We start from the raw sequence: 17,829 nt of genomic DNA, 5'->3' as shown, positions 1-17,829 counted from the left end.
TGCATAAAAAATACCTGTTTTATATTATGATTTAAGATTATTTAATTGTTAGTGTTTGATACTGTTTTTTGATTGGTTTATGACGCTTTCATCCCTTACCTGTCGCTACGTTCCGAGGAAGGGGACTTCTCGCTTTTGAGTTAAAGCTGTAAAATCGTGGCTCAATTAAAAAACAGGTTTCAATCCACTTCAGAAAGATTAATAAAAGTAAAGCGATCCCGAAGGGATTTGAACCCCTGACCCTCGGGTTAGAAGCCCGATGCTATATCCTGGCTAAGCCACGGGACCGCTAAGCATTGACTGGGATTGGAAATAGGTTTTCTAGTATAAAATACTATTGTCAGAACATAGTAACTTTGTGAATAAATTCAAAATTAACATGTGAATACAAATAAATAATAGTTTGACATGAACACTAGCAACTATTATAATATTAAGATTGAGGCTTTACGCATGAGTGAACTATTGATTTATTACAACGGTGACTTTGTCCCTAAATCCCAGGCCACAACATCCGTCTATGACCACGGTTTTTTGTATGGCGATGGTGTCTTTGAGGGAATAAGAGCATACAATGGTCGTGTTTTTAAATTACGCGAACATGTTGACAGGCTCTATGACTCCGCAAAGGCAATTGCCCTTGAAATACCGATTTCCAGAGATGAGATGGAAGAAGCTATTCTGGAAACACTCAGGAAAAACAACCTGACAGATGCCTACATCAGACCTATTGTTTCAAGAGGTGTTGGTGACCTTGGTCTTGACCCAAGAAAATGTCCGAAACCAAATATCTACATCATCTCACAGGAATGGGGTGCAATGTATGGCGACCTCTATGAAGTTGGTCTTACCGGTGTTACCGTATCAGTCAGAAGAAACTCCTGTGATGCACTTTCACCAAACATCAAGTCACTCAACTACCTGAACAACATCCTCGCTAAGATAGAAGCAAACGAGAAGGGAGGAGATGAAGCAATCTTTTTCGACCAGAACGGTTACCTCTCAGAAGGTTCAGGAGATAACATATTCATCATCAAGAACGGAAAGGTATACACACCACCAACCATCAACAACCTGAAAGGAATAACCAGGGCAACAGCCATTGAGCTTCTTGCGGAAATAGGCATTGAAACCCATGTTGAGAACCTTGGAATGTTTGACCTCTACACCGCTGACGAAATATTCGTAACAGGAACTGCAGCAGAGGCTGCACCTCTTGTAAAGGTCGATGGTCGCCCAATCGGTGATGGAAAGCCAGGTCCTATCACAAAGAAGATGGTTGCAGCTTTTGAGAAAATCACTACAACCACCGGTACACCGATCAATCCCTGAACATCTAAAATACTAGCCATTAATGAAGACATAGTTCTTCATTTTCTTTTTTTATATTGTCTTTTTTGCTAATGAGCCACAGGCTTTGAATGGTAGTCCCAGAAGTTAATTTTCAAAACATTAATTAGGCATAAGTTCTGTAATATATAATTAAAATAATAATTCGTTTTGTTAACAAATAGACTAAAAATGAGAGATATCAGTCTGATCAGAGGTCATTAAATGGTAGAAGAGGGAAGAAAAGATAAAATTGTTCTGGAGAACCTGAAATATCTGAATGATTCGGTGCTGGCTATATTGCTCTTAATGCCTGTTACCCTTGTCATCACTTTTGAAGCGCTTGACGATACAGGAAGCCTAAAATGGATTTCCATTGCAACATGGATAGTATACCTGATGGGACTCTGGTATGTAGCTTCAAGAGTTTTCAGGCTTAACAAAAAGCTTATTGAGTATATAGACGAAAAGTAGACCGACCAGAATGGAACGGAAAGAATTCAGAGAGCTGACATCCGTAGAGGATGCAAGAGAACTGGTTGACAACATCAGAGTTCAACCGGGAATTACTGTTTTACCTATTGAAAAAGCTGCAGGCCACATAATTGCAGAGGACATACTTTCAGGACTTGATGTACCTGCTTTTAATCGCTCAGTAAAAGATGGTTATGCTGTCAGGGCAAAAGACACATACCAGGCAAGCGAACCTGAACCAATTAACCTTAAAGTTACAGGTTCAATACCTGCGGGATGTGAAGACAGCTTTTTTGTTGATGATGGTGAGGCAATAGAGATATCCACAGGTGCACCAATTCCTGATGGTGCTGATGCTGTTGTGATGGTCGAGAGCACAAAGCAGACCGATGATTCACTTTTTGTCTACCAGCCGGTGCACATCAATGAGAACATTATGCGTGCCGGAAACGACATCATGAAAGGCGAAAGGATCCTGAGAAAGAATACACGCATAGGTTCCCGTGAAATTGGAGTTCTTGCATCGGTAGGTATGGATAAAGTTCCGGTGAAAGAACTGGTAGTCGGGATTATCTCAACCGGTAGCGAACTTATCAGGCCCGGTGAAAAACTGGGAATCAGCAAAATATACGATGCTAATTCATACGCTATTGCTGCAGGTATCGAAGAATGCGGTGGAAACCCCCTAATATACGGAATAGTACATGATGATGAAAAACTCATGGAAGAAACTCTTGACAGAGCAATAACTGAATGTGACATCGTGCTCACATCAGGAAGTACTTCTGCTGGTGCAGGCGACATCATGTACATGATAATTGAGGAGAAAGGAGAAACTCTTACTCACGGAATTGCCATTAAACCGGGAAAACCGGTTGTAATTGGAATGATAAATAATGTCCCTACAATCGGGCTTCCGGGTAATCCTACCTCTGCCCTCAGTATATTCAACGAATTTGTAGCACCGATCATTCATAATTCACTTGGCGTTAAGCCATCCTTTAAAACAAAAATGACTGCTACCATGGGAACAGGAATACGCTCAGGAGGCAGAGAAGAACTTTTTCCGGTGGGTGTTGTCCGTGGCAGAGTATATCCGGCAGATAAAACATCAGGAGCTATTACCACGCTTTCCGATGCAGATGGTATCATTGAGATCAGAGCACATACCGAATATATTGAACCCGGATCGGAAGTAGAGGTTACGATGTTCGGTAATGTCAGGAGCCCTGACCTGATGCTTGTAGGAGGGCAATGTCCCGGAATTGACCTGCTTGAAGAGATGACAGGACTTATGTTCAGAACACTTAACACGGGTTCAAGTGCAGGGTTTACAGCAATATCTAGCGGTACTGCAGATATCGCATGCGTAAATATGGTTGACGCAGATGGCAATTACAATTCATCGGTCCTGAAGAGAATGAACCTTGAAGATGTAGTACTTGTGAAAGGATACAGACGTGAGCAGGGACTTATATTTAAGCCGGATAATCACGTATATGGTCTTGAAGATATACTCAAACTTCAGATAATTAACAGGAACAGAGGATCAGGCACAAGAGCACTTCTTGACAGAGAAATTGGCCTTCTGGCTGAGGCGAAGGGAGTCTCGAAAAGTGAGATAATAAAAAGCCTGAAGGGATACAATTCCGGTTCCAAAACTCACAGATCAGTATGTGATGCTGTGAAAAGTGGAAAAGCAGATGTTGGTTTCGGGCTTCGGGCAGCGGCTGAAGAAGCAGGGCTGGAATTCATTCCGGTTGCAGAGGATGAGTTTGATTTTGTTATCAGGAAAGACCTGATGGAGATTTCAGAGATAAAGGATTTCCTTGAGGTTTTACGTTCTGAAGATTTTGCAAAGAGACTGCCACAGGGAATCTCAACTCATGAAACAACCGGTAGTATAATATCCTCCTTTTAACGTTAAGTTATATTCAAAAATCGGGAAAATCTTTTTTATTTTGACGTTATGGTAGGTTGCAAATGGGATTACACGAGGATATACAGGAAGTAGAAGAGGAGATCAAGAAGACTCCTTACAATAAAGCTACATCACACCACATAGGTAAACTGAAGGCTAAACTTGCACGTCTGCGTGATGAAGTAGTCAAAAAGGCTGCAAGTAAGGGTGGCGGAGAAGGATACTCCGTCAGAAAATCAGGCGATGCCACAGTTACACTTGTAGGTTTCCCGTCAGTTGGTAAATCCACATTGCTTAACAAACTTACCGGCGCCAATTCTGAAGTCGGAGCTTATGAGTTTACAACCCTTGATGTAATTCCCGGGGTTCTTGAATATAATAATGCAACCATTCAGATTCTTGATGTACCCGGACTTGTTAAGGGTGCAGCAAGCGGAAGAGGGCGTGGAAGAGAGGTTATTTCAGTTGTAAGGAACTGTGACCTTGTTGTCTTTATTCTTGATGTTTTCCAGAACTATCACCATGATGTCCTTACTCAGGAATTGTACGATGCGGGAATTCGCCTGAACCAGGAAGAACCTGATGTTGTAATTAAAAGACAGGACCGTGGCGGAGTTACTGTTAGCAGTACCATGGATCTTGAGATCTCAGAAGATCTGGTAAAGGCAGTGTTGAATGATTATAAGATTCACAACGCCCATGTGCTTATCAGGGATAATATCAATGTTGACCAGCTTATTGATGCAGTTATGGGTAACAGAGTGTACATTCCGGCTGTAACCGTTGTGAATAAAGTGGATATGGCTGATGAGTTTGTGCTTAAGAAGTGCAAGGAAGGTTATCCGGAAGCGACATACATTTCCGCTGATAAAGAGCAGAACCTTGAGGCTGTGAAGGAACTTATTTTCGATGCTCTTGATTTCATACGCATCTACCTGAAACCACAGGGAGGACCTGCTGATATGGAAGAACCGCTGATTGTCAGAAAAGGTGTCACAGTCGGAGATATATGTGACCACCTTCACCGTGATTTCAGAAGAAAGTTCAGGTATTCACAGGTATGGGGAAATTCTGCAAAGCATCCCGGACAGAGGGCAGGACTTGACCACGTGCTTGAGGATCAGGATCTTTTGACACTTATCATTGCTAAATGATGGACTTAAATGCCTGGTCTGCATAACAAATAAGTATTATTATGCGTTTATTCAGCTAATCACTGTAGTCCCGTAGGGTAGTGGTCAATCCTTCCGGCCTTTGGAGCCGAAGACGCTGGTTCGAATCCGGCCGGGACTACCATTTTTATTTTGCTATATTCTTATGATATTAAACACAGTTGTGTAAAGTGTTAATCATCCACCTTAATGTGTAATTCTTGTGCACTTCCCGCATGTGCAAACAGTGCATATATCAGATTACCTATCAGTAGTGTCCACCACCCAAGAACAATAAAAACAAGAAGGTGACCGACTGCTGAGCCCCATCCACCCGGTTTTGACATGACGGCAAGATTTTCATTTCTTGATTTCACGGTCCAGCCTTCAACCGTCTTATCTTCTATTTCACGTTCGAACTCGTCTCTGTCCACTCTCTTTACTGATACATTTGCCACAAAACCACCTTCATTCCCACAAATAGTATATGAAATATAGTATGTGATTCATTACGATATGAAACTTTATTATTTTTTCGAAATATTGTTACTAATAAATGTTCTTCACAAAAAGTGAAATTTATAAAGTATCTAAAATCACAACATTAAATAAAAAGGGTTGGGCGAGAAAACCCCCTTTTAGTGAAGCCACTGCAATGGAAATATCCGTGATAGAATCCTCATACCCCTCAATGTGAATATCTTTCCTCATGGCAATCATTGCATAGAGGTTTGAAGCATCCAGCACAACCATTCAGATATCTCCGCCAGTATCATAGTCAAAGTATAAGTTGGACTTTTATAGGTAGTATCAAGTGGGTCGTATGTTCCAACAGTTACATTTGTAGATTTAGAATCAAGAATCGAACCATTAAAAGTAAAAATATCTTAAAAATAAATAAAGGAACTTTGAATTCCTCAATTAATCCCTTATACGCTGGAAGAAGAAAGCCAGAGCTATTATTGCTGCAATTGGAATTGTGAATGTTGGGAATTCAGGTATTTCAGGTATTTCATTGTCATCGTCAACAACTGTTACTTCAAGAGTGTCGACCCCAACACCACCATCGCCATCTTCCACTGTTACCTTCACTGTGTAGACACCATCACTGACATAAACATGACTTAGAGTGAAAGACTTACCTGAAATGATAAGTGGCTGAGCTGATGAGCCATCTCCGTATTCCACCTCCGCTGTCCACTCATCTTCTCCAGGATCAGTGAAAGAACCTGCAATGGTAAAAGTATCCCCTTCATTGATGGTTGCATCAGGACCTGCATACACATCTGGTGGTATATTGTAGATGGTTACTGAGGCTGTATCTATGTCTGTGTTTCCCGCCTCATCGCTAACTCTCAGACCTATGTATCCGAAGTAGTTGTCAGAATAGAAATGCGTAACATTAACACCTGTAGCATCATCGTATTCTCCATCATCGTCCAAATCCCACTCATATGAGACAATGCTTCCATCCAGGTCATAGGAACCCGAAGCATCAAAGGTCACAACTGCACTTTCATTCTCTTCATAAGGTCCGTTGGCATCTGCCACAGGTAGTTGGCCTATTGCATCAGCAACCACTACCGCCATTAATATTAAAACCAGTCCAAAAATAATCATTATACTTTGTCTGTTTCTCATTACTCATACCCCCATTATATCGCAATATTGAAAGTTCCTACACCTGCAGAGATAACCATAGCTAAGGCAGAACGTATCAACAAAGTACAAGGTACATGTAAGACAGCGCTGCCTTGTCGTCCCCCACAGACGAATATGAACCTCTGATTTAAAATGGTACTTGATATTATAAGTATATAGTGAAAATGAATCCCGGTTACATAATATATTCAAAAGTAACTCAGGATTTGCTATCACATATTATAAACAAATACCAAATCCAATTTATCACCTGCTAAAAACCAATTCACTGTGATCCAGCAAACTGTACAACCTCACTTTTATGACATCAGTTATCACAAAAGCGACCACTGCATATATCCATACAATACCTGCAAGTTTCCAGCCAATTGGTGATATGTAGAAACCATAGACTACAACGAGGGTTGCGAGGAATTTCGTACCGATAGTTGACCAGAAGAGTATCCCGCTTGGCCTGATGGACCAGAAAGGACCTCTTGTACGAGCCAGGAATATTGTAAGATGGCCTGCAACTGCAAGTTTGAGGAATATAAATGACTGCAGCATACCCTGATTAAGATTAAGCACATGCATTCCAATGTAGAAAATGGTAAATGAGGATATGACACCTATTATTCCCAGAAAAGTTGCCATGCTCAGGACTTCCCTGATATTCCATTTTTCCGGCAGGTTCGAATATTTGACATTATCATATGCAATTGCCATGATAGGTGCATCATTGAACAATGCAAGCAACACAATCATGATAGCTGTCACAGGATAGAAATTAAAAGCTATAATCGAAATCGCAATGAAGAACAAAACACGTACGGTTTCAGCTATCCTATATATGGAATAACTCTTCATACGCTGGAATATCTTCCGGCTCTCTTTTATCGCATCGATTATCGTTGATAGACCCGGAGCCGTGAACACTATATCTGCAGCAGACCTTGCTGCATCTGTTGCTCCGGCAACTGCGATACCAGCATCGGCTTTTTTAAGGGCAGGAGCATCGTTTACCCCGTCACCGGTCATGCCAACAATATGTCCATCGTTCTGAAGGAGCTCAACTATTCTGTACTTATGCTCCGGGAACACCTGTGCAAAACCATCCGACCTGTCAACTACTTCCTGTGCCTGAAGGTCGGTCTTACCCTCCAGTTCAGAGGCAGTGGTGATATTAGTTCCCAGACCTATCTGCTGTGCAATCTCCTTTGCAATGGCAGCATGGTCACCTGTTATCATCTTAACATCTACACCCATGGATACAGCGGTGTCGATGGTCTCTGCAGAATCTTCATGTGGCGGGTCGTACAAACCAATCAGTCCAGCAAAGTGACATTCATCCCCTTCACATATACCTACTCCAAGAGAACGATAACCTTTCGATGCAAGGACATTTACTTTATCCTCCACATTCTCCCTTATACTGTCCCTGTTGACAGCCATATCAAGAATGACCTGTGGAGCTCCTTTGGCAACCTTGAACTTTCTGCCATCAGAACTCTCAATACTTGCCTCCGTATGTTTAATAACAGGATCAAATGGCTTGAAGTCCAGTACACTATAACCGTTAGTTGCTTCCTGCAAACCGTCCATAGTTTCTATCTTTTTTAGAACTGCATTGTCTATTGGATCATTATCTTCCTCTCTGGAAGCAAGAGCACTGTAGATCAAAAGATCATCTGAACTATAATCACCGAATGGCGTCAGTTCAGACAAGGTCAGTTCATTCTTTGTTATTGTACCAGTCTTATCGGAACAGAGGACATCCATACCTGCCATTTCTTCAATAGACACCAGTTTACTTACAATAGCACCCTTGCCTGCAAGATGGGTGGCACCCACGGCCATGGATACCGAAAGCACCGCGGGCAAGGCTGCAGGTATGGCAGCAACGACAAGTACAAGGGCAAACTGAAGGGTTTCTACAAGACTCTCATGACGGAAAATGGCGACAATAAAAACAATAGCAACAAGAATAGCAGCCAGGAATATAAGATAATCACCGATCTTAATAATAGCTTTCTGGAAATGGCTCTGTGTCTTGACACCCGTCAGCAACTTTGTTGTCTTGCCAAAATAGGTATTCATTCCGGTGGCAAATACAATCCCGTTCATTTCACCTTTCTGGATCACAGAACCTGAAAAAGCAATATCACCTGTTTCTTTGTCTGCTGGAAGGGATTCTCCTGTCAATGATGATTCATCTATCTGCAGGTATTCACCATCAAAGAGCTTGACATCAGCCGGTACAATATCACCTGATCGAAGACGGATAATATCTCCCGGAACAAGTTCACGTGCAGGAAGAGGTTTCCATTTACCATCTCTCAGAACCCTTGCCTGAAGAGCCATTTTTCGTTTCAGTAACTCTATGGCATTATCTGCTTTGTTCTCCTGCCAGAAACCCACCACACCATTTAAGACCAATAGAATCGAGATTATGACAAAGTCTTCCCAGCGTTGAATGAATGCTGAAAGCAAAGCTGCTATCTCTATCATCCAGGGAATCGGACCCCAGAAATAACCAATGAACTTTCTGAAAGGACTTTTCTTCTTTTCAAGCAGTTCGTTATAGCCATATTGCTGAAGCCTTTCCTGTGCTTCACTATCTTTGAGGCCGTTAATGTCAGAATTGAGTTGGTTAAATAATTCATCCAGAGTTGTATCTTTTGCATTTTCAATTTCAGAAGATGCTGATTGTTTCATGTTTTCATCTCAGTTCATTGAGATATGTCTAAGCAGATCTAAACACTATTCAACGAGCTTTTTGTGGAAAGCTCTAAACGAGTTTTCAAATAATAAAATCATTTTAACTCCCCATTGAGATGTTAAATTTATACTATTTAATATATGCTATTTAAAAAGAGAATATTCTGCATTCTGTGACCATGAATATGAATTAAAATCAGATTAACAATATTTATATACCAAGTTATATTCCTTTTATATGGTACACATGAGTGACAGTGGCAAGTCAAGCACAATGGGAATGATGCTTGTAATTCTCCTGTATATCGCAATGATAGTTGTCATGGGGTTAGCTGCAGCTTATATTAACCTCAGATAATAACAACATTTAGAACTGGAATAATGCTCTATATCAGCAACTTAGTTCATAGAATGAGTTCTTACTATTCTTTTTCAATCTAACTCAAAAAATAAGAAAATAATGCCAATGGAAGCCATAAGGCTCCCATTATCTAAAATCGAATTATTCATTCTTGTTTCTGAAAACAAGCATTGCAAGTCCAAACATGGACAATGCAAACATCAGACCAAATCCAGGAGATTCCTCTTCTGCAGTTTCTTCAACTGGCATTGATTCGGTCATTGACTCCTCTTCCTCAACCGGCATTTCTTCATATGCTTCTGTAGGAGCCACATCCATCACTGCTTCTTCAGCTTCATATTCATCAGAAGTGTAATCTTCCTCTGGCTCTTCGACCTGTGGAATCTCTACAAAGAACGATGTATAAGGAGTGACAAAACCATACTCAAGTGATAGATTGGTCACTTCAGAAACCAGTTCCTTGGTCTCTCCTTCAACTTTCATCATATCAAGTTTGTTCCTGATTGTATTATAAGCCCACAAACGAGGAATAAAATCATTATCATCTGAGGTCTGAACGGAGAAACTATTCTCAGAAGAGTAATTTCCGTCTCTTGTGTTTCCGTCTGCCGTTGAAATAACAGTTGCTGCAGTCTCATCGTAGTTACCAAGGACAATTGTCTCTGAACCAACGAAAAGATGGTCCTTTCCTGTGAGAACCACATTCTTGCCTTCAGCATAGGTGAACACCAGGTCTGTTACAAGTGGAGTTGAGATAGTCTCATAGAAATCACTTATACCTGCCGAAGCTTCTGAGTTCTCCTCGAAATAGACTGCAATACCCTTGTTCTCAAAGCTCAGTGCCTGAAGGAAACTGAAATCATAATTATATTCATTTCCAAATGCTATGGAGAATATAGCTGCATCGACATTATTTGCATCCAGTACATTCTGCCTGATGACCGCAGTTGAAGTGACACCTTCGGTAGGTTCGCCGTCCGTGAGGAATACTATAATAGGCACATTACCACTTTCGTCATAGAACATATCAAGAGCCTCTACAAGTGCATCGTTGATGTTAGTGCCCCCATCTGCAGTTGTATTGAGCACCTGTGACGCTGCTTTTCCCTTATTGACCTCAGTAGCCATAAGGATCTCTTCGCTATATGGCCTTACATGTGAATCAAAGAACACAATATTGAAACGGTCATTTTCAGGCAGGTCAGCTATTATACCGGAGAAAGCTTCCCGGACCTGTTCCATCTTAAATCCGGACATTGAACCGGATTTGTCTATCACAAAGATGATATCCTTGTTAAGAGGCGATGTACCTAACTCTTCAGCTGTGGGTGAGAAGATATGCATGAAATATCCCGTACCATTGAGCTCATAGAACAGCATCTCACCATCAACATCGGTATTTTCCGTCTTGAACACAACGATCATATCAGACTCAGGCAGACCTTCAGAACTATATTCCACCTTTGCAGTGTCGGTGGAAGGATAAGTGACATCGGTCTCAAATCCCGGTGTTTCAACGCTCAGGACATCGGTGGATGAACTTATATCGACATTTACACTCAGATCTTCCACAACATGATTGCTCCTTAGATATTGCAAATACTCATACTCATCCATCGTCCTTGTAAGAGCCTGCTCATAGGTGAGTTTCACTATGATGCTCTGGTTTGCCTCAAAATTCAGAGAATAAGAGAACAGTTCGGTATCTCTTGTTTCCAGAAGACCTGCTGTCCTGCCGCTTGACACCGCCTCTGCAAACTTTTGCTGTGCTTCCTCATTTTCAAGTATATCTGCCTGATACTCCTCACCATCTATCGTCATGGAGAAAGCAGACATGAAAGCACCATCAGGAATAAGGAACTGGAACTTGTCTGTTACAGATTCATTGTTCACGTTGTCAAGTTTTTCCTCAACGGTTGTTATGGCATAACCATCGTTTATTTTGACGTTTATGTTCATATAATCAGACTCAATATTCGATTGTGCCAGAGAAGGCACCACCAGCGATACACATGCTAAAAATAATAACAATAGAACCACAGCTCTTGCAGAGCTTTTTTTAATATCCATTATGACCACATATCCCAACTAAAATTCTTATTACTTTATGATGTAATTCATTGACTATATAAAATGTTTGGGCCAGAACTTTAAATATACACAGATTCCTCCTGCACAGCACATTTAAACCAGAAAAGGATAGATTACTATCATAAGAGGAGGATTGCTATGGCAATGAAATGCGCTTTATCCGAGGAACTGCCGGTTGATGAATACCTGATAACTGAAGAACCTTATTACGTACCAGTAGGCAACGAAGTGGAAATTTTTATAGCTGCTTACAGGAACAAACTACCAGTAAATCTCAAAGGACCGACAGGTTGTGGAAAAACACGATTCATGGAATACATGGCATGGAAATTACAGCGTCCTCTGATAACAATTGCCTGCCATGAAGACCTTACAGCAACCGACCTTGTGGGAAGATTCCTCATCAAAGGCGAGAATGTGGAATGGAGTGACGGACCACTCACAAAAGCGGTAAAAAGCGGTGCAATCTGTTACCTTGATGAAGTTGTCGAAGCCAGAAAGGATACCATAGTAGTCATCCATCCGTTAACCGATGACAGGCGCATAATACCCATCGACAAGTTAGGAGTTATTGTCAAAGCACCGAATGAGTTCATGCTCTCAGTTTCATACAATCCCGGCTACCAGAGCATTGTCAAGGACATGAAACAAAGTACAAGACAACGTTTTGTTGCAATTGAATTTGATTATCCTCCTGCTGAACTGGAAAAACAGATAGTGGCTCATGAAACACAGGTAGACGAGCAAACTGCAACCAGGCTTGTTGAAATCGGACAGAGCATCAGGAACTTTAAACACCATGGACTTGAAGAAGGAGTCAGCACACGCCTGCTCATCTACGCAGGAAAACTCATCCAGGAAGGCATCGAGGCAAAAGAAGCCTGCAAGATAGCAATGTCACAGCCTATAACTGATAATCAGGATCTGCAGAAAAGCATTGATGAGATCATTGCTGCAATTATGGGGTAAATATCGGGGAATTAATGAGTACCGGAGTGAATCTGTAACCAACTGGCGACTCTGAAAATAGAGATCCTATGAGTACTGAAATGATTACAGGACCTATATCATCCTGCTTTCCATCACTGGAAGATACACTGGTTTCTGAGCTTGCAATCGGATTTGACGATCTTGATAATGATGCACTTGAGATCATACTCCATGCAGGAAAAGGTGCACAGAAACGAGGGCAAAGAGTTCTCATTGCCTATCTTGGAGCAGCACCCGGAGTATACAAAGCCCTTGGAGATGCAGAATTCAATAACTGGCTTGAACTCGCAAAGGAAGTATCACAACTTAGTGTTTCATGCTGTGAAGGATTCTTTGACTCTTCAATTATTCTTATAGAAAAAGGCGGACTTGAGCTTCTGGAAAACTGGACCCTGAGAGGAATTGACCTATCAGACCTGAACAAATGGATTGCAATAGCCTATTTCAAATACACTGGAAAAGTTCTTGTTACTACAGAGCCTCAAATATTCCAGAAATTAGTTTCCAATGGGAACAAACTCGCAAATATCAACACAAAGGTTGCAGAAGTTTATTTTGAACATCTGGAACAAATCAGCTCACTAATAAATGAAAGTGACTTCGAAACCTACTGTGAGATTGTTGAACATATCAGCGGTATACACTGGCTTACAGGCATTGAACTCATCAACATTACTGAAAAGATATTAGCCGAGATCCCGCCTTTAAAAAGAAAGAAGCTTCTTGTTTCAATGAAAGAAACATTGGAATGCGGTGAACTTGTTACAATGGCATTATTCAGAAATGCCGGAACAATTGTGGAAAAAACAGATGATGAAAAACTGACAAAACTAATTGATGCTACCTGCAGTCTTGCAGATAAAGATAAAAAAAGCGCCAGTTCTTTTCTAAAAACATACCCGCAACATATTAGTACACTTGATCTTTCTGAAGCATTAGAATGGATAGACAAAGGAACCAGGGAATTCAGAAACAACAAAGATGCTCTTCGAGAGTTTATAACAACGGTCTTTGTACTTGGAAAATATGAAGATACTAGCCCTGAGATAAGATCAGTTATCGTAGAAGCGGGAATCGGGCTGGCGACTATTCAAACCGAATGCCTTGATAGTTATTTTGAGAATGCTTCGGCCGCTTTCAGCCTTCTTGATAAAGACATGTTCACCATCTGGACAGGAACTGGAGAAGCAATTGCATTACAAGACCCGGATAATGCCAGAGAATATTACGAAAAATCGGTTTTTTCTCTATCAAAAATACCACTTAAATTCCATGAAGAAATATTCAATATAGCTGACAGGCTTCTACAGAAAGAAGGAGCTCTTACCAGTGCATTCTTTATCAATCTTGGAAGTTTTTCTGAGAAAAACAATCCTGAAAATGTGAAAAAATGGGCAAACATAGGATTCAGGGTTTACGGAAAAGACAGGAAACTTGCACTGGATTTCTTTGAAAACTCACCAACAATTCTAGAAAAACTTGATATAAATGAGCTTGAAGAGTGGACTCTTAAAGGGCTGGAAGCGGCAGATGAAAAAAAGCCTGCCGGAAAAGCCTATTTCTCACTGGAATCGAAGAGCTCAAGAAAACTTGTGGAAGAACTCACCGGTGCTGTCGCTCTCAAAAAAGTGGCCAATGTACTCAGGTACTATGCCCTCGGTCTTTCAGGTAGCAATTTTATAATACGCTCCATGGCATCTCTGCCATTGCAAATCGAAGTTCAGGGTATGAACCCCATCATCGCAGGAAACACTATTTATCTTGCACCAAAGATGGGAGTTTACGAGAACATAAAAGACAATTTCAAGATCTACAAACTCAGTGTGATGCATGAAGTTGGACACGCACTTTACAGTTCACTGAATGTAGAACCCGTAAAATTGAAGGAACTGGAAAAACTTATCAGAAAAAGATACCCAGGATCAATTAGCGATAATACACAAGATGAAGGGAGCAGCGACCTTGTTGACCTGATCTCACTTTTCCCGAACCAGATAATTTCAGCCACCATATTCGGACTGCTGGAGGATGCACGTGTTGAGTATATGATAATGGAGCATTACAAGGGAGTGCGCACCGATCTTGAAGAAGTACGCCATAAAATGCTTTTGATGAGAGATGTTCCTGATAAAGACCTAGAAAAATTCATGGAAGGATTGCTATGGATTTCCACCGGACATGAACCAGGAACAGAACTAGAACTGGATGAAAAGATACTCCTGATCCTGAAAGGGATACAGGATGAAATTGAAAACAGAATATTCACTAAAGAATCAAGCACCTTCTCAGCCTTTGAGCTTGCTTTTGAAATATACTGCTCACTTGAACAAGAACTCGGACCACTTAATGAGATCAACTACAGGATGATTCAGAATATAACATATCGTGGGATGGATGTTGGTGCAACCGGTGAAACAGACCTTTCAATGACAAAACCATACGAAAATGTCATCAAGAACTTTATACCGGAAACTGAGGCAGACCTTACTGCTGATGAAGAACGACCTAAGGAGCAGGCAACGGATAAACCAACACAACCCCTGAATAACAACTGGCGAGTGCTTGGCAGTTACAAGTATGATGAATGGGACAGCAGTATCAATGATTATCGCTCGGAGTGGAGTACCGTCAATGAAATGGAACCCCATGGAGGGAACACTTCTCAGTACAAAAAAGCAATTGAACGTTATGGGAATGAGATCGCGCTTCTCAGACATACATTCGGCCTTATGAAACCCGAAGCATTCCACCGGATGAAAGGACAGAATGACGGTACTGAAATTGATATTGATGCTTATACGGAATCCCTGATAACTAAAAAATGCGGAGCAAATCCCGATGAAGGAATGTACATCAGGTGGCATAAACATGAGAGGGATGTAGCAACCCTTTTCCTAATGGATGTCAGTGCCTCCACACGCAAGATACTTGGAATGGATGGCAGAAGCATACTTGACGTTGAGAAAGATGCTTTGATAATTATGAGTCAGGCACTTGAAAGCATTGGAGATAAGTATGCAATCTATGCATTTTCGGGCAAGAGCAAAGATAACGTGGAATACTTCAAGATCAAGGAATTCGATGAGAAATTCTCAGATGATGTTGCAAAGAGAATGAGCATACTGGCTTCCGAATCAAATACACGCCTCGGACCAGCTATTCGGCATTCCATCAAAAAACTGGAAAAAACCGGTGCCAGAACTAAAATGCTGGTATTGTTATCTGACGGTGAGCCTTATGACAGGTCCAGAGGTGAGGATTCATACCAGGGCGACATTGCACAGGAAGATACCCGAATGGCAATTTCTGAAGGAAATAACCATGGGATGCATTTCTTCTGTATAACTGTGGATAAGAATCCGGGAGAATATCTCAACAATATATTTTCCGACGTTGGTTATACTATCATCGATGATGTTTTGATGCTGCCGGAAATGCTGCCTCTTTTGTATAAGAGACTTACAACGTAAAAAAAGAGAAAATCAAAAACAGTAAGTATCAGAATACAATAGTCCATCCGGACCTGACTTCTCTGCTACTGTATTTTACTTCATGCATGAGTTTTCTCTGATCATTATAAAGGCTGATAGAACCCCCTCTATTGGAAAGAATAACACCTTTACCAGATAGCAATATCCTAATACCGGATCCGGGGCGTATCGTGCCTTTAAGATTAGACTTACGATCTGCTGCATCCTTAATAGACCAGCCGCCAAGATCGATTGATTTTGGAGAAGCATTGAAGAGTGTCACAGACTCATTGCCTGAATCCACGCCTTCAGGATTTACAAGTGCCCCAATGATAAGCACTGAACCTGCCTCAACTGTTTCTGTTTGTTCAACCTCACTTTTTTCAGATGAGGTTCCAGGGACTTTCCGGACTTTCGGAGCTTCAGGTAAACAGTGTCCTGTGATATCATCGGTGTTAAAACATTGTGACTGGAAAGCCAGGAAAATAGCAACCCAACGGTCCTCTTCAGGCAAATTGATAATAAGGCCACCGTCCTGATACGGTGAATCGTCATGCTTCCATTTTTCGGAATTGCCCTGGTTCATGTGAATATCATGAATTCCACTTCCAGGCCTGAAACCAAAAAAGCTGTCAGGTAAAAATGATTCAGGACCCCATCTTTCTCCAAAAGCATAGATCATGCCGCCTTTCATATTAGCAGCTTTCTCCACGTATTTCTGTATCAGTTCATTAAGGTCGTTGGAGGGGCCAGGAATATCGCACTCAAGAGGAAGCATTTTTGATGTATCAAAAAGTCCTCCGCGGACGTAATCAAGACACATGTCTCTTGAGGATCTGTCAACATTCCTGTAACCCATTTCCAGATCCGGAAGCTTTTCAATTATGGGATGAATGAAGTTATCATCGACAAAGTAAAGCAATTCAGACGGGGATATCTTTGAATTTGCATTCACAGCTACACGGTGTTCATTTTTTCCATCATCAACAAGTATCTGGTAATGAGCACTCCTGCCCTTCCCCCGTTTGCAGTCTTTTGGTTTACCTTTCAATATCCCATAATTTTCAAGAGGCATAGTAAAACTTACTTTGCAACTGAATTAAAAGTTTTCCGTATTTTATTTCCTAATAGCAGAGCAGGTTACTCAAAATGTGCAACTTTAAATTTTAATCCAGCTGCATTAAATACATCTTTTATCAAAGCTAAAGGATGTTTTCTACTGTAAAACAGGTGTGAAGAACAGCCACAATCACTTGAGCCAAAACCGGGAATTAAATTCTTCAAACCTGATTGCAGCTTTCCTGCGAGCTCACATTCAACTGCTCTGTCTGTAATTGCATATACCACAGAGATAAGTTGAAATTCCTGTGAGACGGAGAGATAATCCACATGCCAGCGTGGTTTCTTGTTTTTCTCTAATGAGAGAAGCACATGTCTTTTCAGTCTTTTGAGACCTCCACTTCCAAGTGCAGAACCTACATAAACGTGGTAGCCTTTTGAAAACTCAATCTTTTTGAGACGACCTGCATCAAGAGTACAGTTCCCATTCCTGAATATAAGAAAGTAAACACCTTTTTTAGAAATATCCGGAAAATTCCCTTTGTCCTGCATATTAAAGAAAGGGGAAGAAAACATTAAATCGTTTCCTGCCAAATCTTGAGTTGCAAATCTAAAAAGAAGCAA

General features: G+C 41.1%; 13 protein-coding genes and 2 tRNA genes. 7 read left to right on the top strand and 8 right to left on the bottom strand.

The window, feature by feature from the left end; translation table 11 throughout:
- Positions 1 to 213: 213 nt before the first annotated feature.
- Positions 214 to 288: transfer RNA gene (locus J2746_RS09545), tRNA-Arg, on the bottom strand.
- A gap of 165 nt (positions 289 to 453) precedes the next feature.
- On the opposite strand from J2746_RS09545, the gene ilvE reads away from it, so the two are divergent.
- From ilvE to J2746_RS09520, 5 genes are all read left to right on the top strand, one after another.
- A complete protein-coding gene (ilvE, locus tag J2746_RS09540) occupies positions 454 to 1,332 on the top strand; it encodes a branched-chain-amino-acid transaminase (protein ID WP_209619748.1) in 879 nt (292 codons plus the stop codon).
- Positions 1,333 to 1,554: 222 nt separating this feature from the next.
- Entirely contained in the window at positions 1,555 to 1,803 is a 249-nt protein-coding gene (locus J2746_RS09535) for a sodium:proton antiporter (RefSeq protein ID WP_209619745.1), read from the top strand.
- Positions 1,804 to 1,813: 10 nt separating this feature from the next.
- Positions 1,814 to 3,724 carry a molybdopterin biosynthesis protein gene (locus tag J2746_RS09530; RefSeq protein ID WP_209619742.1) on the top strand — a complete coding sequence of 637 codons (1,911 nt, stop codon included), beginning with the start codon at positions 1,814 to 1,816 and terminating at the stop codon, positions 3,722 to 3,724.
- 62 nt (positions 3,725 to 3,786) lie between these two features.
- Complete coding sequence (locus J2746_RS09525; protein WP_209619739.1) at positions 3,787 to 4,878, top strand: OBG GTPase family GTP-binding protein; 1,092 nt, start codon at positions 3,787 to 3,789, stop codon at positions 4,876 to 4,878.
- A 66-nt stretch (positions 4,879 to 4,944) separates the two neighbouring features.
- Positions 4,945 to 5,020 (top strand) — tRNA-Gln (locus tag J2746_RS09520).
- Between the two features lie 49 nt (positions 5,021 to 5,069).
- Here J2746_RS09520 and J2746_RS09515 read toward each other — a convergent pair.
- From J2746_RS09515 to J2746_RS09495, 5 genes are all read right to left on the bottom strand, one after another.
- Positions 5,070 to 5,333 carry a DUF8108 domain-containing protein gene (locus J2746_RS09515; protein WP_209619736.1) on the bottom strand — a complete coding sequence of 88 codons (264 nt, stop codon included), beginning with the start codon at positions 5,331 to 5,333 and terminating at the stop codon, positions 5,070 to 5,072.
- Between the two features lie 121 nt (positions 5,334 to 5,454).
- A complete protein-coding gene (locus J2746_RS09510; RefSeq protein ID WP_209619733.1) occupies positions 5,455 to 5,628 on the bottom strand; it encodes a hypothetical protein in 174 nt (57 codons plus the stop codon).
- Between the two features lie 168 nt (positions 5,629 to 5,796).
- A complete protein-coding gene (locus J2746_RS09505) occupies positions 5,797 to 6,516 on the bottom strand; it encodes a PKD domain-containing protein (RefSeq protein WP_209619731.1) in 720 nt (239 codons plus the stop codon).
- 267 nt (positions 6,517 to 6,783) lie between these two features.
- Entirely contained in the window at positions 6,784 to 9,231 is a 2,448-nt protein-coding gene (locus tag J2746_RS09500; RefSeq protein ID WP_209619728.1) for a plasma-membrane proton-efflux P-type ATPase, read from the bottom strand.
- Positions 9,232 to 9,736: 505 nt separating this feature from the next.
- Positions 9,737 to 11,665: a VIT domain-containing protein gene (locus J2746_RS09495; protein ID WP_209619725.1), complete on the bottom strand. Its 1,929-nt coding sequence runs from the start codon at positions 11,663 to 11,665 to the stop codon at positions 9,737 to 9,739.
- A 159-nt stretch (positions 11,666 to 11,824) separates the two neighbouring features.
- Here J2746_RS09495 and J2746_RS09490 point away from each other — a divergent pair, with 159 nt between their 5' ends.
- The gene (locus J2746_RS09490; RefSeq protein ID WP_209619723.1) at positions 11,825 to 12,655 is read left to right on the top strand and encodes a CbbQ/NirQ/NorQ/GpvN family protein; all 831 of its coding nucleotides are present in this window, start codon (positions 11,825 to 11,827) and stop codon (positions 12,653 to 12,655) included.
- Positions 12,656 to 12,723: 68 nt separating this feature from the next.
- Positions 12,724 to 16,146 carry a nitric oxide reductase activation protein NorD gene (locus J2746_RS09485; protein WP_209619721.1) on the top strand — a complete coding sequence of 1,141 codons (3,423 nt, stop codon included), beginning with the start codon at positions 12,724 to 12,726 and terminating at the stop codon, positions 16,144 to 16,146.
- A 28-nt stretch (positions 16,147 to 16,174) separates the two neighbouring features.
- Here J2746_RS09485 and J2746_RS09480 read toward each other — a convergent pair whose 3' ends face one another.
- Both J2746_RS09480 and J2746_RS09475 read right to left on the bottom strand, forming a co-directional pair.
- Positions 16,175 to 17,221 (bottom strand): DUF2278 family protein, encoded by a 1,047-nt coding sequence (locus J2746_RS09480; RefSeq protein WP_209619718.1) that lies wholly within the window; start codon positions 17,219 to 17,221, stop codon positions 16,175 to 16,177.
- Positions 17,222 to 17,286: 65 nt separating this feature from the next.
- Positions 17,287 to 17,757 carry a GIY-YIG nuclease family protein gene (locus tag J2746_RS09475; RefSeq protein ID WP_209619714.1) on the bottom strand — a complete coding sequence of 157 codons (471 nt, stop codon included), beginning with the start codon at positions 17,755 to 17,757 and terminating at the stop codon, positions 17,287 to 17,289.
- Positions 17,758 to 17,829 lie beyond the last annotated feature (72 nt).

The sequence above is a fragment of the Methanolobus bombayensis genome (assembly GCF_017873415.1).
In the GTDB taxonomy this organism is placed as follows: domain Archaea; phylum Halobacteriota; class Methanosarcinia; order Methanosarcinales; family Methanosarcinaceae; genus Methanolobus; species Methanolobus bombayensis.
Note: the sequence above shows the minus strand (reverse complement) of the source record. Positions and strands in the feature narration are given on the sequence as shown.

What these genes read in the sequence shown, in the direction of transcription:
- J2746_RS09535 (WP_209619745.1), top strand. Translation starts at nt 1,555, where the DNA reads ATGGTAGAAGAGGGAAGAAAAGATAAAATTGTTCTGGAGAACCTGAAA.
- J2746_RS09510 (WP_209619733.1), bottom strand. Translation starts at nt 5,628, where the DNA reads ATGGTTGTGCTGGATGCTTCAAACCTCTATGCAATGATTGCCATGAGG.
- J2746_RS09495 (WP_209619725.1), bottom strand. Translation starts at nt 11,665, where the DNA reads ATGGATATTAAAAAAAGCTCTGCAAGAGCTGTGGTTCTATTGTTATTA.
- J2746_RS09500 (WP_209619728.1), bottom strand. Translation starts at nt 9,231, where the DNA reads ATGAAACAATCAGCATCTTCTGAAATTGAAAATGCAAAAGATACAACT.
- J2746_RS09475 (WP_209619714.1), bottom strand. Translation starts at nt 17,757, where the DNA reads ATGCAGGACAAAGGGAATTTTCCGGATATTTCTAAAAAAGGTGTTTAC.
- J2746_RS09525 (WP_209619739.1), top strand. Translation starts at nt 3,787, where the DNA reads ATGGGATTACACGAGGATATACAGGAAGTAGAAGAGGAGATCAAGAAG.
- J2746_RS09490 (WP_209619723.1), top strand. Translation starts at nt 11,825, where the DNA reads ATGGCAATGAAATGCGCTTTATCCGAGGAACTGCCGGTTGATGAATAC.
- J2746_RS09485 (WP_209619721.1), top strand. Translation starts at nt 12,724, where the DNA reads ATGAGTACTGAAATGATTACAGGACCTATATCATCCTGCTTTCCATCA.
- J2746_RS09530 (WP_209619742.1), top strand. Translation starts at nt 1,814, where the DNA reads ATGGAACGGAAAGAATTCAGAGAGCTGACATCCGTAGAGGATGCAAGA.
- J2746_RS09505 (WP_209619731.1), bottom strand. Translation starts at nt 6,516, where the DNA reads ATGAGAAACAGACAAAGTATAATGATTATTTTTGGACTGGTTTTAATA.
- ilvE (WP_209619748.1), top strand. Translation starts at nt 454, where the DNA reads ATGAGTGAACTATTGATTTATTACAACGGTGACTTTGTCCCTAAATCC.
- J2746_RS09480 (WP_209619718.1), bottom strand. Translation starts at nt 17,221, where the DNA reads ATGCCTCTTGAAAATTATGGGATATTGAAAGGTAAACCAAAAGACTGC.